Here is a 14,403-nt window from a genome sequence, read left to right as displayed (position 1 = left end):
TGTGTACCGGTGGTTTCTTGTTTTTTCTTACGCGGCCTTGCGGCGGCCGAGCGCGACGATGAGTTCCTGCGCGCTGCGCAGGCGCTCGGCGGTGCCGGGCATTTCCAGGCGGACCTTGAGCTTGTCCGGGCCGTCGAGCGCGTAGACGCGCGGCAGCATCTGCAGCAGCTTGATGATCGTCGCGGGCTCGACGTTCGGCGACGAGGTGAACACCACGCGTCCGCCGTGCGCGCCGAGATCGATCTTGCGGATGCCGAGGTCGGTCGCGGCGAGTTTGAGTTCGGTCACCGCGAACAGGTTCTTGACCGGTTCGGGGAGCAGGCCGAAGCGATCGACCATTTCCACCTGCAGTTCGCGCAGGCGCTCGGCGTCGCGCGCGCTCGCGATGCGCTTGTACAGCGTCAGGCGCGTGTGCACGTCGGGCAGGTAGTCGTCGGGAATCAGCGCGGCCAGATGCAGCTCGACCTCGGCCTCGTGTTCGCTGACGAGATCGAAGTCGGGCACCTTGCCGCTCTTGAGCGCCCGCACGGCGCGCTCGAGGAGCTCGGTGTACATCGAGAAGCCGACCTCCTGGATCTGGCCGCTCTGTTCTTCGCCGAGCAGTTCGCCGGCGCCGCGGATTTCCAGGTCGTGCGTCGCGAGCGTGAAACCGGCGCCGAGTTCTTCCATCGATGCGAGTGCTTCGAGGCGCTTTTCGGCGTCGGCGGTGATCGAGCGCCGGTCGGGCAGCACGAGGTACGCGTAGGCGCGATGGTGCGAACGGCCGACGCGGCCGCGCAGCTGATGCAGCTGTGCCAGGCCGAAGCGGTCGGCGCGGTTGACGATGATGGTGTTCGCGGTCGGGATGTCGATGCCCGATTCGATGATCGTCGTGCACAAGAGCACGTTGAAGCGCTGGCGGTGGAAGTCGAGCATCACCTGCTCGAGCTCCTTCTCCGGCATCTGGCCGTGCGCGATGCGGATGCGCGCCTCGGGCACGAGTTCGGCGAGTTCGCGACCGGTCTTCTCGATCGTGTCGACTTCGTTGTGCAAAAAGTACACCTGGCCGCCGCGCTGCAGCTCGCGCTGGAACGCCTCGCGCAGCAGCGCCGGATCCCACTGGCTGATGAACGTCTTCACCGCGAGGCGGTGCGCCGGCGGCGTCGCGATGATCGACAGGTCGCGCGTGCCCGACATCGCCATGTTCAGCGTGCGCGGGATCGGCGTCGCGGTCAGCGTGAGGATGTCGACTTCGGCGCGCAGTTTTTTCAGTTGTTCCTTCTGCCGCACGCCGAAACGGTGTTCCTCGTCGACGATGACGAGGCCCAGATCCTTGAACTTCACGTCCTGCTGCAGCAGCCGGTGCGTGCCGATGATCACGTCGATGCGGCCGTCGGCGAGCCTGCGCATGGCCTCTTCGACTTCCTTCTTCGACTTGAAGCGCGAAAGCACGTCGACCTTGATCGGCCAGTCGGCGTAGCGGTCGCGGAAGTTCTGGTAATGCTGCTGCGCCAGCAGCGTCGTCGGCACGAGCACGGCCACCTGTTTGCCGGCGGTGGCGGTGACGAACGCGGCGCGCAGCGCGACTTCGGTCTTGCCGAAGCCGACGTCGCCGCAGACGACGCGGTCCATCGGCTTGCCCGATTCAATGTCGGCGATCACGGCGTCGATCGCGCCGAGCTGGTCCGGCGTTTCCTCGAACGGAAACGCCGCGGCGAACTGCTCGTACATCTGGCGGTCGACCGGCACCGCGACGCCCTGGCGCGCTTCGCGCTGCGCGTAGATCGCGAGCAGCTCGGCCGCGACGTCGCGCACCTTTTCGGCGGCCTTGCGCTTGGCGCGTTCCCACGCGTCGCCGCCGAGCGAATGCAGCGGCGCCAGTTCCGGCGACGCGCCGGAATAGCGCGACACGAGATGCAGCTGCGCGACCGGCACGTAGAGCTTGTCGCCCTTGGCGTATTCGATCGCGAGAAACTCGTTCGCGGCGCCGCCGACGTCGAGCTTGATCAGGCCCTGGTAGCGGCCGACGCCGTGATCCATGTGCACGATCGGCGCGCCGAGCGCGAGCTCGGTCAGGTCGCGGATGATCGTTTCGGGATCGCGCGCGGCGCGCTTGCGTCGGCGCTGCTGCTGCACGCGTTCGCCGAGCAGTTCGCGCTCGGTCAGCAGCGTGATGCCGGCCGCGGTCAGCGCGAATCCGGCGTCGAGTGTCGCGACGCCGATCGCGAAGCGCGCCGAACCCTGCGCGAACTCGGTCCAGTCGCCGACCGTCGCAGGCTTCAGGCCCGCGACGGCGATCTGTTCGATCATCGCCTCGCGGCGGCCGGCCGAGTCGGTCGCGATCATCACGCGGCCGGGGTACGCCGCGACGAAGCGCGCGAGCTCCGCGCCGGTTTCCTCGCCCTTGCGGCTGATCGGCAGCGACGGGGCCGGCTGCGTGCCGAGCGAGACCACATGTTCATTCGTACCCTTCGGTACGACGTCGACGCGCAGTTCGCGGTTCAGGCGCTCGCGCAGCTGCTCGGGCGACAGGTACAGCTCCAGCGGCGGCAGGATCGGCCGTTCGATGTCGTGCGCGCGCTGGTCGTAGCGGTCGGCGGCCTGCTTCCAGAACTGCTCGGCCGCGTCGAGCGCGCCGTCGGCGAGCACGAACAGCGCGCTGTCGGCGAGATAGTCGAACAGCGTCGCGGTGCCCTGGAAGAAGAGCGGCAGGTAGTACTCGATGCCGGCCGGCGTCGCGCCTTCCTTCAGGTCCTGGTAGATCGGGCAGCGCCGGATGTCGATCGGAAAACGTTCGCGCAGGCGCGTGCGGAACGCCTTCGCCGATTCGTCGGTCAGCGGAAACTCGCGCGCGGGCAGGAGGCGCACGGCGTCCACTTTCTGCGCCGAGCGCTGCGTTTCCGGATCGAAGCTGCGGATCGAGTCGATTTCCTCGTCGAAGAGTTCGACGCGATACGGTTCGGCGGCGCCCATCGGAAAGATGTCGATCAGCGCGCCGCGCACGGCGAAGTCGCCCGGTTCGAGCACCTGCGGCACGTTGCGGTAGCCGGCCGCTTCCAGGCGGCGCTGCTCGGCGGCGAGGTCGAGCTTCTGGCCGGTCGCGAGCGCAAGGCTCGTGCCGCCGATGTAGCTCTGCGGCGCCAGGCGCTGCATCAGCGTGCCGACCGGCACGATCAGTACGCCGCGCCGCGTCGTCGGCAGGCGGTACAGCGTCGCGACGCGCTGCGAGACGATTTCCGGATGCGGCGCGAACAGGTCGTACGGCAGCGTTTCCCAATCGGGAAAATGCAAGACTTCCACGGAGTCGCCGGCGAACACGGCCAGCTCGGTTTCGAGCGCGTGCGCCGAATGCGTGTCGCGCGCGACGGCGACGACGAGTCCGGCGTGCGCGCGGCCGGTTTCGGCGAGCGCGAGCGCCAGCGCGGAGCCGTGCGGCGTCTCCCAATAACGGCGAACCTTGGGCGACGTGGGAAGAACGGGGAGAGCAGGGTCGGGGTCATCACGGCTGCGAATCGGGTCGGCCCGGCGCCCGACGGGCACCGAGGGAACCGCGCAGTCTACTCCGATCGGCCCGGCCGCGCGCAGCGCGACCGGGCCGATCGGTCAGCCGAGGGCCAATCTGACCCGCGTCAGCGTCGGATCGTGGAACACCGAGTCGCGCTTGAAGCGCAGGCGGTCGCACAACCGCAGCATCGCGTGGTTTTCCGTCAGCACGTCGCCCCAGATCTCGTGCACGCCGCGCGCGCGGCAGGCGTCGATCAGGCGGCGCATCAGGAGGAGGCCGAGGCCCTGGCCGGTCAGCGCCTTCTGCACGACCAGCGCGTACTCGGCGCTGTCGGTGGTCGGATCGATATAGGCGCGCGCGACCGCGTGAATCTCCGGATCGGGCGTGCCCGGCGGATCGGCCAGCACGAACGCGATTTCCTGGTCGGGATCGAGGTTGCACAGGCGCGTGGCGAGCGCGTCGGGCAGTTCGGTCAGCATGTGCAGGAAGCGCATGCGGATTTCCTCGGGGCTCAGTCGCGAAAATCCGCGCTGCAGCGCAACAACGTCGTCCGGATGGATCGCGCGCAGGCGCAGGACGCGTCCGTCGCGCGTGCGAACCTCTTCGCCGAGCGCAGTCGGCGCGTCGTTCGCGGCGCGGTAACGCAGGCGTTCGGGCGGACGGATACGGGAGCGATAAATACGCATCTCGGCGGTTCGTTCGGCAGCGTTTTTCATGCACTGCAACATACGCCGCGACAATGGAGCAGGCCATCTAAATCGGCCGCGGGACTGAATACCGGCTGACCTCCGGTGTCAACAAGGCGGCGCCTGGCTCAGCCCAGCGACGAAAGCTCGCGATTGAGCAGCGCCGGATCGCCCAGATTCAGCTCCACCAGGCGCTTCAACTGCGCGAAGCTGTCGAGGTCGATCTTGTCCCAGCGAAAGCCGAGGCGGTGCGGCATGATGTGCGCGCACGTCACGCCCATGCTGATGATCACGCTGTTGTTGATGCGCAGATCCATGCGATAGCCGCCGCCGGCCTTGCCGTTCCAGTCGACCGGCCGCTCGATCAGCACGCCCTTGAGCGAGACATCGACGAGCTTGGTTTCCCACATCGCCGTGCCCGAATACAGGCGCACCGTGCCTTCGAAGTTGAATCGCTGGAAGCGGCGTCGTTCGGCGGCGCTGGGGTCGGGCTTCATGGATTGCGAATCAGGCTGAGATCAAGCACGTAAGTTCCCCCGCTGACGAAGGATTCTGCCCCCTGACCGACGCCCCGGCAAGGGGCGCGCAGCGTCGCGAGTGTGAACGAGTGCCGGTTTTTGCAGCGGAGGCTATGGCGTGCGGCGCAACAGGAGTTCGAGTACGAATTTGCTGCCGAAGAACGCGAGCAGCAGCACGACCATGCCGATCAGCAGCAGCCGCACCGCGCGGCGGCCGCGCCAGCCGAAGCGCCAGCGGCCGAACAGGAGCGCGCCGAACACGAACCACGCGACGATCGACAGCACCGTCTTGTGGACGAGGTGCTGCGCGAAGAGATTGTCGACGAACAGCACGCCGGTCACGAGCGTCAGCGTCAGGAGCACGAAGCCGGCGCCGACGAGACGGAACATCAGCGCTTCGGTCAGGGTCAGCGGCGGCAGCACGCGCACGAGGCCGGCCGACAGCCGGTGATTGCGCAGCGCGCGATCCTGCGCCGCGAGCAGGAGGCCCAGCAGCGCCGACAGGCTCAGTACGGCATAACCGAGCAGCGCGACGATCACGTGCAGCTGGATCTGCCAGTCGCGGTCGGCCGGATGCGTCGGCGGCGCGAGCCACGTATCGATGCCGAGCAGCACCGCGGCGAGCGGAAACACGATGACGCCGAGGCCGGCGACCGGCCGCGCGGCGTTCACGACGAGCGTCATCGCGGCGGTGAGCAATGCCACGACCGACAGCGCCGCGAAGAAGTGCAGGTCGAGTCCGCCGCTGTGCGCGCCGAACACGACGGCGCCGTGCGCGATCACGCCGATGCCGGCGACGCCGAGGCTGGCCCCGCGCGGCAGCGACGCGCGATTGACGAGCGGCAGCGCGAGCGCCAGCGCCGCGGCGATGTACAGAGCGACGGCGAGCGCGGAAAGAACGGAAATCGGCATGCGTCGAGTGTGGCATAGAGCCCGCGACCGATGTTAGTGAGAAGCGTTAGCTTCGGGCGCCCGGACGGATTCGTCGGCAGCGGCTGCTATACTCGCCGTCCTTTTGTTTCCCTGCGATACGCGTCCATGTTCGAGTCCCTGAGCCAGCGACTGTCGTCCACCATCGAGCGCCTGCGCGGTCGCGCGCGCCTGACCGAGGAAAACATCCGCGAATCCCTGCGCGAAGTGCGCATCGCGCTGCTCGAGGCCGACGTGGCGCTGCCGGTCGTGCAGGCGCTGATCGAGCGCATCAAGGTGCGCGCGGTCGGACAGGACGTGCTCAAGAGCCTCACGCCCGGCCAGTCGCTGATCAAGGTCGTGCGCGACGAGCTGACCGCGGTCATGGGCACGGTCAACACCGACCTCAACCTGGCCGCGCAGCCGCCGGCCGTCGTGCTGATGGCGGGCCTGCAGGGCGCCGGCAAGACCACCACCGCGGCGAAGCTCGCGCGCTTCCTGAAAGAACGCAAGAAGAAAAAAGTGATGGTCGTGTCGGCCGACGTGTACCGTCCCGCCGCGATCGAACAGCTGCGCGTGCTCGCCGAGCAGGTCGAGGTGCTGTTCCACCCTAGCGAAGGCAGCCAGGATCCGGTCGCCATCGCGCGCGGCGCGCTCGACGCGGCGAAGAAGAACTTCGCCGACGTGCTGATCGTCGACACCGCCGGCCGCCTGCACGTCGACGCCGACATGATGGCCGAGATCAAGGCGCTGCACGCGGCGCTCACGCCGATCGAAACGCTGTTCGTCGTCGACTCGATGACCGGCCAGGACGCCGCGAACACCGCCAAGGCGTTCGCCGAAGCGCTGCCGCTGACCGGCGTCGTGCTGACCAAGACCGACGGCGACGCGCGCGGCGGCGCCGCGCTGTCGGTGCGCTACGTCACCGGCCGTCCGATCAAGTTCATCGGCGCGGGCGAGAAGACCGACGCGCTCGAACCGTTCCACCCCGACCGCGTCGCGCAGCGCATCCTCGGCATGGGCGACGTGCTGTCGCTGGTCGAGCAGGTCGAACAGAAGGTCGACCAGGAGAAAGCCCAGAAACTCGCCGAAAAGGTGATGAAGGGCAAGCGCTTCGACCTCAACGACATGCGCGAACAGCTGCAGCAGATGCTCAACATGGGCGGCCTCGCGTCGCTGATGGACAAGCTGCCGGGCGTCGGCGCGCTGCCCGAGCACGTCAAGTCGAAGGCCAACGACCGCGAAGTGCACCGCATGATCGCGATCATCAATTCGATGACCAAAAAAGAACGCCGCCATCCGGACCTGCTCAACGGCTCGCGCAAGCAGCGCATCGCGCGCGGCTCGGGCATGCAGCCGGCCGACATCAACAAGCTGCTCAAGCAGTACCAGCAGATGGAAAAGATGATGTCCAAGCTCGCCGGCGGCGGCGTCAAGGGCCTCATGCGCCAGATGAAGGGCGCGATGCGCAACATGGGCGGCGGGGGCGGTTTTCCCGGCGGCGGCATGATGCGCTGAGTACGAAGGAAGCCGGGCGCGACACGGCAAGCGCTTGGCGGGAGATGGATTTTTCGGCATTTGCGCTTGCAGCGCGTGCCGACCTTCCCTACAATGCCGCGTTTCCCGGGGCTGCATGCGTCCGCCTGACGGCCCGATCACCTGAAGAGAAGTGACCAATGGTCAAGATTCGCCTGTCCCGCGGCGGCGCCAAGGGGCGTCCGTTCTATCACATCGTGGTTGCCGACGAGCGCTATGCGCGTGACGGCCGCAGCATCGAGCGCCTGGGTTTCTTCAATCCGATCGCCGCCGGCAAGGAAGTTCCTCTGGAACTGAACGTCGCGCGTGCGCAGGAATGGATCTCCAAGGGCGCGCAGCCGACCGAGAAGGTGCGTTCGCTGATCAAGCAGGCCGCCAAGCGCGCCGCTGCCGCCGCCTAAGGCGTCGGCATGACGGCGAGTGGCGACCGGCGCATCCTCGTAGGCAGGATCGTCGGCGTGCACGGGGTCCAGGGCGCGGTCAAGATCGAATCCTGGACCGATCCCCGCATGCAGATCTTCAAGTACCAGCCATGGATCTTGAAGTCTTCGTCGGGGAAAGAGACTGAAATCCGCGACTGCCGCGGGCGCGAGCAGGGCAAGGGCATGATTGCCGAACTGCCCGGCCACGGCGACCGCGACCAGGCCGCGGCATTGATCGGAACGGAAATCTGGGTGTCGCGTTCGGCGCTGCCGAAAGCGAAACCCGGCGAGTTCTACTGGACCGATCTGGAAGGGCTGGACGTGTTCACGGTCGACGGCGTGCCCCTGGGCCGCGTCTCGCACCTGTTCTCGACCGGCGCCAACGACGTGCTCGTCGCGCGCGACGGCGAACGCGAACGGCTGATCCCGTTCGTCGTGGACCAATACGTACGCGAGGTCGATTTCGATGCGAACCGCATCGTCGTCGACTGGGATCCGGAGTTTTAGCGAAGGCAGGCGGCGCGATGCGCATCGACGTCATCACGCTGTTTCCCGATTTCGTGCGCTCCTGCGCGGCGGTCGGCGTCGTCGGACGCGCGCAGGAACGCGAACTGCTGTCGGTCACCGCCTGGAATCCGCGCGATTTCGCGACCGACAGCTACCGTACCGTGGACGGCCGCACCTGCGGCGGCGGGCCCGGCATGGTGATGCTGATCGCACCGACGCGCGAGGCGATCGTCGCGGCGCGCAAGGCGGGATCGGGCTCGAAGAGCCGAACGATTTATCTGAGTCCGCAGGGATCGCGGCTCACGCAGGCCAAGGTGGCCGAACTCGCGCGGGAGGATCATCTGATTCTTCTGTGCGGGCGCTACGAAGGCGTGGACGAACGCCTGATCGCGGCGGAAGTCGATGAAGAAATCTCCATCGGCGACTACGTGCTGTCAGGGGGCGAGCTCGGCGCGGCGGTGCTGATCGATGCGATCGGGCGGCTGCAGGACGGCGCGCTGAACGACGCGGCTTCGGCAGAGCAGGATTCGTTTTCGGACGGTCTGCTCGATTGCCCGCACTACGCGAGGCCGATGGTCGACGAACTCGGCGCGGTACCGGACGTGTTGCAATCGGGCAACCATGCGATGATCCGGCGCTGGCGTCTGAAGCAGTCGCTGGGGCGCACCTGGTTGCGCCGGCCCGACCTCCTCGCGAGGCGCGAGCTCGGCAGTCAAGCGCGAACGCTGTTGGAAGAATTCCGCCGCGAATGGCTCGCGGCAAGGGCCGGCGACAAGCCGGAAGCATAATCAACGAGTGGTGAGTGTCATGAGCAACCTCCTTCAACAGTTCGAAGCCGCCCAGATCAAGCGCAGCCTGCCGGATTTCGGCCCGGGCGATACGGTCGTCGTCAACGTCAAGGTCAAGGAAGGCAACCGCGAGCGCGTGCAGGCGTATGAAGGTGTTTGCATCGCGCGCAAGAACGCCGGCCTGAATTCGGCCTTCACGGTGCGCAAGATTTCGCACGGCACGGGCGTCGAGCGCGTGTTCCAGACGCACAGCCCGGTGATCGACTCCGTGTCGGTCAAGCGTCGCGGCAAGGTGCGCGGCGCGAAGCTGTACTACCTGCGCGGCCTGGAAGGCAAGAAGGCGCGCATCCAGGAAGATCTGTCGAAGAGCGCCAAGTCGGCCGACTAATCGACTTTTCAGCGTTTTCCAAAACGGCTGCCGCGAGGCGGCCGTTTTGCGTTGCGGACGCCGCGTTGAAAGCGCAACCGGCGGCCCGCATGAACAGGACCGTTCACAACACTTGCCGAGGGCATCGACCATGACCGAAACCGCAGCGCAGACGCGCAAGTTCGAAGCCGAAGTCGCCCAGGTGCTGCACCTGGTGACGCATTCGCTGTACTCGCACAAGGAAATCTTCCTGCGCGAGCTCGTTTCCAACGCCTCCGACGCCTGCGACAAGCTGCGCTTCGAAGCGCTGGCGAATCCATCGCTCGTCGAGGGCGACGCCGAACTGCGCATCGAAATCAGCATCGACGCCGACGCGCGCACGCTCACCCTGCGCGACAACGGCGTCGGCATGAGTCGCGACGAAGTCATCGAGAACATCGGCACGATCGCACGCTCGGGCACGCGCAAGTTTCTCGAAGCGCTGTCCGGCGACGCGCGCAAGGACACGCAGCTGATCGGCCAGTTCGGCGTGGGCTTCTATTCCGCGTTCATCGTCGCCGACAAGGTGACGCTGACGACGCGCCGCGCCGGCTCGGCCGCCGACGCCGGCGTGCGCTGGGAATCGGATGGCACCGGCGAATACACGATCGCCGACGCGGCCGACCTGCCGCGCGGCACCAGCGTCACGCTGCACCTGAAGGAAGAGGAAAGCGAATTCCTGAACGCGTGGCAGCTGCGCTCGCTAATCGGCAAATACTCCGACCACATCGCGTTCCCGATCCGCATGCCGAAGGAAGCGGAAGACGGCAAGCCGGGCGGCGAATGGGAAACCGTCAACCACGCGGCGGCGCTGTGGACGCGGCCGAAGTCGGAACTGAAAGACGACGACTACCAGGGTTTCTACAAATCGCTCGCGCACGACTACAACGACGCGGCGAGCTGGACGCACAATCGCGTCGAAGGCAGCCAGAGCTATACGCTGCTGTTGTTCCTGCCGTCCAAGCCGCCGTTCGACGCGATGTGGAGCGGTCGCGACGAGCGCAAGGGCCTGAAGCTCTACATCCGCCGCGTGTTCATCATGGACGCGAGCGAACAGCTGCTGCCGTCGTACCTGCGCTTCATGCGCGGCGTCGTCGACTCCGACGACCTGCCGTTGAACGTCAGCCGCGAAATTCTGCAGGACAATCGCCTGGTGCAGCAGATCCGTTCGGCCTGCGTCAAGCGCAGCCTCGACCTGCTCGAAAAGCTCGCGAACGACGACAAGGAAAAGTTCCAGGCGTTCGTCGACAACTTCGGCAACGTGCTCAAGGAAGGCATCGCCGAGGACACCGCGAACCGCGAGCGCATCGCCAAGCTCCTGCGCTTCGCGTCGACGAAGTCCGACGGCGCCGGCCGCACGGTGTCGCTCGACGACTACATCGGCCGCATGGCCGTGGGCCAGGACGCCATCTACTACGTCAGCGCCGACGGCTACGCCGCGGCGGCCGGCAGTCCGCAGATCGAAGCGCTGCGCGCGCGCGGCGTCGAAGTGCTGCTGATGTTCGACCGCATCGACGAATGGATGCTCGGCTACCTGCACGAATACGCGGGCAAGAAGCTGCGCAACGCCGCGAAGGGCGAACTCGACCTCGACGCGCTCGGCGGCGCGGCCGACAAGGAAGCGCGCGAAGCGGCGAACAAGGCGGCCGAGCCGCTGGTCGCCAAGCTCAAGGAACTGCTCGGCGAGCGCGTGCGCGACGTGCGCGTGGGCCAGCGCCTGACCGACTCGCCGTCGTGCCTCGTGCTCGACGAATACGACATGGCGCTGCACCTGCAGCGGCTGATGCGCGAGGCGGGGCAGGACGTTCCCGCGTCCAAGCCGATTCTCGAGATCAATCCGCAGCATCCGCTGGTCAGGCGCATCGAGAGCGAAGCCGACGCGGCGCGTGCGGGCGACCTCGGCCTCCTGCTGTTCGAACAGGCGCAGTTGCTCGAAGGCGCGCGCCTGGACGATCCGGCGGCGTTCGTGCGGCGGATGAATGCGCTGGTGGGTTGATTCTCTTTGGCTCGTCATCCCGGCGCAGGCCGGGGTGACGAGCCAAAGCACAAGCGTCATCATTCGCCCATGACCCACGCAGTCCCTGAAAAACCCGCCCTCGACGCAGTTCGCCTCGACGTCTGGCTCTGGGCCGCGCGCTTCTTCAAGACGCGCACGCTCGCCAAGCACGCGATCGACGGCGGCAAGATCGACGTCAACGCGCAGCCGTGCAAACCCGGCAAGGCCGTGCGCGTCGGCGACGTATTGCACATTTCGCGCGGCGAGGAACGTTTCGAAGTCGCCGTGCTGGGTCTCGCCGAACTGCGCGGTCCCGCGCCGGTCGCGCAGGCGCTGTATCGCGAAAGCGACGCGAGCCGGCAGGCGCGCGCGCAGGCCGCCGAGCAGCGCCGTCTCGAAGCGACCGGCTACGCCAGGCCGCCGACGAAGCCGGACAAGCGCGCGCGCCGCCTGATCAAGGCGCTCGGCGACATCGATTCGCTCTGATGTCCGCGAACCCGCAAGCGCTCGCGCTGTTCGCGAAAGGCCAGAAGCATCACCAGGCCGGCGAGCTGGGCCTCGCCGAAAGCCACTACCAGCGCGTGACGAAGCTCGACGCCGCGAACGCCGACGCGTGGCATCTGCTCGGCATCGTCGCGTATCAGCAGGGCAAGGTCGACAAGGCGATACGCCACTATCGCCGCGCCGTCGAACTGCGCCCGCGCGCCGCGGAAATGCTCAACAACCTCGCGCTCGCCCTGCGCGCGCACGGCGAATTCGACGCGGCCGCCGAGGCATTTGCGCAAGCCATTAAAATACGCCCGGAATATTCGACGGCTGCGTACAACCTCGGCCTGCTGCACGAGCAGCGCGGCGACGCCGCGGCGGCCGAGCGCGCGTATCGCCAGGCGCTCGCGACGCAGCCGAACGCCGCGAACACGCTGACGAATCTCGGCAATCTGCTGCGCCGCCTCGGCCGACTCGACGAAGCCGAAAAGTTTCTGTACCGCGCGCATGCGGCGAGTCCACGGGACGCCGCCGCGAACGGCAACCTCGCGATGCTGCGTGTCGACCAGCAGCGCTACGCCGATGCGCGCGCGCTTGCCGAAACCGCGACGCGCGCGGACCCTGACAACGCCGCGTGGTGGGAAACGCTCGGCGCCGCCGCGCGCATGGCGAACGACGCCGACGCGGCTGTCGGCGCGCTGCGACGCGCCTGCGAACTCGCGCCCGACGTCGCCGCGAACCATCTGCAGTTCGGCCTCGCGTGCGACGAGACCGGCGACCGCGCGGCGGCCGCCGACGCGCTGCGCCGCGCGTGCGAACTCGCGCCGGCGTGGACGCGCGCGCGTTGGAACGCGGCGCTCGCCTTGCCGTGGCTGCCGCACGACTACGCCGAAGCGAATGCGGCGGTCGCGCGCGTCGCGGCAAATCTCGATGCGCTGCACGCCGAACTCGATCGCGCCGACGCCGCCGACGCGGCAGGCTGGTTCGAAGCGGCCGAAGCGGTCGGCCTGTTCCAGCTCGCGTACCTGCCCGGCGATCACACGGCGACGCTCGCGCGCTACGGCGATCTCGTCGAGCGCGTCGTGCGCCTGGCGCATCCGACGCTCGCGATGCCGATCGAACCGCGTGTGCGCGAAGGGCGCGTGCGCGTCGGCTTCGTCAGCGCGTATCTGCATGCGCACGTCGTCGAACGGTATTTCGGCGGCTGGATACGCGAACTCGATCCGGCGCGATTCGAACGCCACGTCTGGTACACCGGCGCGACGCCGGACGACAGGCTCGCCGCGATCGTCGCGTCCGCCGATCACAGCGAAGCGCCGCCGGCGGAGCTGCCGGCGCTGGCCGAGCGCATCCGCACCGCGCAGCTCGACGTGCTGATCTATCTCGACGTCGGCATGGACGTGCGCCAAGCGGTGCTCGCGGCGATGCGGCTCGCGCCGGTGCAATGCGCGGCCTACGGCCATCCCGCGACGACCGGGCTCGCGAGCGTCGACTACTACTTGAGCGCCGATGCGCTCGAACCGCCCGGCGGCGAGGCGCACTACCGCGAACGACTCGTGCGATTGCCGGGCCTCGGCTGCGCGCCGCGCGCGCCGGTCGCGCCCGGCGACGGCGCGTGGTTCGACGCGCTGCGCGACGGCGCGCGACCGCTCGTTGCGTGCTTGCAGAATCTCACGAAGCTCCCGCCGGCGTTCGACGCGACGCTCGCGCGCGTGCTCGCCGCGAGCGACGGCAGGCTCGTCGTGTTCCATCGCGGCGAGGCGCTCGCGCGCCGTTTCCGCGCACGCATCGAGCCGGTGCTGCGCGCGCACGGGCTCGATCCCGCACGACATCTGGTCATCGAATCGCCGCGGCCGTACGCCGAGTTTCTCGGCGGCGTCGCGCGCGCCGACCTCGTGCTCGACACGCCGGGCTTTTCCGGCGGCGGCACGAGCCTCGACGCGCTCGCGATGGCGGCGCCGGTCGTCTGCTACGACGGACGCTTTGCGCGCGGCCGGCAGACGGCGGGCATGCTGCGGATGCTCGGTGTCGACGCGACGATCGCGCGCGACGACGATCACTACGTGACGCTCGCCACGACGCTGCTGGCCGACGCGGCGCGGCGCGATGCGTTGCGCGCGACGCTGCGCGAGCGCGCACAGCGGCTGTTCGCGGCGCCCGACGCCGTGAAAGCGCTCGAATCGTTCCTGCTCGAAGCGACGCGAGCGCCGCTCAGAACGTGATGCGCACCGACGGCGCGCTGCGTTTCGCCTCGCCGTGGTACACCGCTTCGATGTTGTTGCCGTCCGGGTCGAGCACGAACGCGGCGTAGTAGCCCGGGTGGTACGCGCGCTCGCCGGGCGAGCCGTTGTCCTCGCCGCCGTTGGCGAGCGCGGCCCGGTGGAACGCGTCGACCGTTGCGCGGTCCTTCGCCTGGAACGCCAGATGGTGCCGGCCGGTCAGCTGGCCCTGGGCGGCTTTGCTGCCGGGCGTCGAGACGAACAACTCGTCGGCCCAGAAGAAGTCGCCGCCCTTGCCGCCGATCGGAATGTCCAGGACTGCAAAAATGGCGGTGTAGAATTTTTGCGAAGCGGGCAGATCGGCGACGACGAGCTGGACGTGATCGATCAGCCGCCCGCGATGCAGTTCGTGCGTTTCCATGTGCGTTTCCTCCGGCGCGTTGCGT

The 14,403-nt window shown here is 67.9% G+C and carries 13 protein-coding genes; 8 read left to right on the top strand and 5 right to left on the bottom strand.

The features are described from left to right. Positions 1 to 27: 27 nt before the first annotated feature. The 4 genes from mfd to OD750_RS23035 form a co-directional block, all read right to left on the bottom strand. Positions 28 to 3,519 carry a transcription-repair coupling factor gene (gene mfd, locus OD750_RS23050; protein ID WP_425508257.1) on the bottom strand — a complete coding sequence of 1,164 codons (3,492 nt, stop codon included), beginning with the start codon at positions 3,517 to 3,519 and terminating at the stop codon, positions 28 to 30. A gap of 63 nt (positions 3,520 to 3,582) precedes the next feature. Further along, positions 3,583 to 4,170: a GNAT family N-acetyltransferase gene (locus OD750_RS23045; protein ID WP_263540604.1), complete on the bottom strand. Its 588-nt coding sequence runs from the start codon at positions 4,168 to 4,170 to the stop codon at positions 3,583 to 3,585. Positions 4,171 to 4,298: 128 nt separating this feature from the next. After that, complete coding sequence (locus OD750_RS23040) at positions 4,299 to 4,667, bottom strand: PilZ domain-containing protein (RefSeq protein WP_263540603.1); 369 nt, start codon at positions 4,665 to 4,667, stop codon at positions 4,299 to 4,301. Between the two features lie 132 nt (positions 4,668 to 4,799). Next, entirely contained in the window at positions 4,800 to 5,600 is an 801-nt protein-coding gene (locus tag OD750_RS23035; RefSeq protein ID WP_263540602.1) for a cytochrome C assembly family protein, read from the bottom strand. A gap of 126 nt (positions 5,601 to 5,726) precedes the next feature. Here OD750_RS23035 and ffh point away from each other — a divergent pair, with 126 nt between their 5' ends. The 8 genes from ffh (at position 5,727) to OD750_RS22995 (ending at position 13,960) form a co-directional block, all read left to right on the top strand. Continuing rightward, positions 5,727 to 7,115, top strand: a complete 1,389-nt coding sequence (gene ffh / locus OD750_RS23030; RefSeq protein ID WP_263540601.1) for a signal recognition particle protein — start codon at positions 5,727 to 5,729, stop codon at positions 7,113 to 7,115. A 158-nt stretch (positions 7,116 to 7,273) separates the two neighbouring features. Then, the gene (gene rpsP, locus OD750_RS23025; RefSeq protein ID WP_263540600.1) at positions 7,274 to 7,534 is read left to right on the top strand and encodes a 30S ribosomal protein S16; all 261 of its coding nucleotides are present in this window, start codon (positions 7,274 to 7,276) and stop codon (positions 7,532 to 7,534) included. Positions 7,535 to 7,543: 9 nt separating this feature from the next. Further along, complete coding sequence (gene rimM / locus OD750_RS23020; RefSeq protein ID WP_263540599.1) at positions 7,544 to 8,062, top strand: ribosome maturation factor RimM; 519 nt, start codon at positions 7,544 to 7,546, stop codon at positions 8,060 to 8,062. Positions 8,063 to 8,079: 17 nt separating this feature from the next. Next, positions 8,080 to 8,850: a tRNA (guanosine(37)-N1)-methyltransferase TrmD gene (gene trmD, locus OD750_RS23015; protein WP_263540598.1), complete on the top strand. Its 771-nt coding sequence runs from the start codon at positions 8,080 to 8,082 to the stop codon at positions 8,848 to 8,850. 19 nt (positions 8,851 to 8,869) lie between these two features. Continuing rightward, positions 8,870 to 9,238 carry a 50S ribosomal protein L19 gene (rplS, locus tag OD750_RS23010; RefSeq protein ID WP_263540597.1) on the top strand — a complete coding sequence of 123 codons (369 nt, stop codon included), beginning with the start codon at positions 8,870 to 8,872 and terminating at the stop codon, positions 9,236 to 9,238. A gap of 130 nt (positions 9,239 to 9,368) precedes the next feature. Beyond that, positions 9,369 to 11,252 (top strand): molecular chaperone HtpG, encoded by a 1,884-nt coding sequence (htpG, locus tag OD750_RS23005; RefSeq protein WP_263540596.1) that lies wholly within the window; start codon positions 9,369 to 9,371, stop codon positions 11,250 to 11,252. 69 nt (positions 11,253 to 11,321) lie between these two features. Further along, a complete protein-coding gene (locus tag OD750_RS23000) occupies positions 11,322 to 11,738 on the top strand; it encodes an RNA-binding S4 domain-containing protein (protein ID WP_263540595.1) in 417 nt (138 codons plus the stop codon). Further along, complete coding sequence (locus tag OD750_RS22995) at positions 11,738 to 13,960, top strand: tetratricopeptide repeat protein (RefSeq protein ID WP_263540594.1); 2,223 nt, start codon at positions 11,738 to 11,740, stop codon at positions 13,958 to 13,960. The genes OD750_RS23000 and OD750_RS22995 overlap by 1 nt, the downstream gene beginning before the upstream one ends. Here the strand turns inward: OD750_RS22995 and OD750_RS22990 are convergent. Then, positions 13,950 to 14,378 carry a VOC family protein gene (locus OD750_RS22990; RefSeq protein WP_263540593.1) on the bottom strand — a complete coding sequence of 143 codons (429 nt, stop codon included), beginning with the start codon at positions 14,376 to 14,378 and terminating at the stop codon, positions 13,950 to 13,952. The two genes, OD750_RS22995 and OD750_RS22990, sit on opposite strands and share 11 nt — an antisense overlap. Positions 14,379 to 14,403: the final 25 nt, after the last annotated feature.

The organism is Tahibacter soli, from assembly GCF_025717065.2.
Lineage (GTDB): Bacteria > Pseudomonadota > Gammaproteobacteria > Xanthomonadales > Rhodanobacteraceae > Tahibacter > Tahibacter soli.
This window is presented reverse-complemented; position numbering and strand designations above follow the sequence as displayed.

What these genes read in the sequence shown, in the direction of transcription:
- OD750_RS23045 (WP_263540604.1), bottom strand. Translation starts at nt 4,170, where the DNA reads ATGCGTATTTATCGCTCCCGTATCCGTCCGCCCGAACGCCTGCGTTAC.
- OD750_RS23040 (WP_263540603.1), bottom strand. Translation starts at nt 4,667, where the DNA reads ATGAAGCCCGACCCCAGCGCCGCCGAACGACGCCGCTTCCAGCGATTC.
- OD750_RS23035 (WP_263540602.1), bottom strand. Translation starts at nt 5,600, where the DNA reads ATGCCGATTTCCGTTCTTTCCGCGCTCGCCGTCGCTCTGTACATCGCC.
- ffh (WP_263540601.1), top strand. Translation starts at nt 5,727, where the DNA reads ATGTTCGAGTCCCTGAGCCAGCGACTGTCGTCCACCATCGAGCGCCTG.
- rpsP (WP_263540600.1), top strand. Translation starts at nt 7,274, where the DNA reads ATGGTCAAGATTCGCCTGTCCCGCGGCGGCGCCAAGGGGCGTCCGTTC.
- rimM (WP_263540599.1), top strand. Translation starts at nt 7,544, where the DNA reads ATGACGGCGAGTGGCGACCGGCGCATCCTCGTAGGCAGGATCGTCGGC.
- trmD (WP_263540598.1), top strand. Translation starts at nt 8,080, where the DNA reads ATGCGCATCGACGTCATCACGCTGTTTCCCGATTTCGTGCGCTCCTGC.
- rplS (WP_263540597.1), top strand. Translation starts at nt 8,870, where the DNA reads ATGAGCAACCTCCTTCAACAGTTCGAAGCCGCCCAGATCAAGCGCAGC.
- htpG (WP_263540596.1), top strand. Translation starts at nt 9,369, where the DNA reads ATGACCGAAACCGCAGCGCAGACGCGCAAGTTCGAAGCCGAAGTCGCC.
- OD750_RS23000 (WP_263540595.1), top strand. Translation starts at nt 11,322, where the DNA reads ATGACCCACGCAGTCCCTGAAAAACCCGCCCTCGACGCAGTTCGCCTC.
- OD750_RS22995 (WP_263540594.1), top strand. Translation starts at nt 11,738, where the DNA reads ATGTCCGCGAACCCGCAAGCGCTCGCGCTGTTCGCGAAAGGCCAGAAG.
- OD750_RS22990 (WP_263540593.1), bottom strand. Translation starts at nt 14,378, where the DNA reads ATGGAAACGCACGAACTGCATCGCGGGCGGCTGATCGATCACGTCCAG.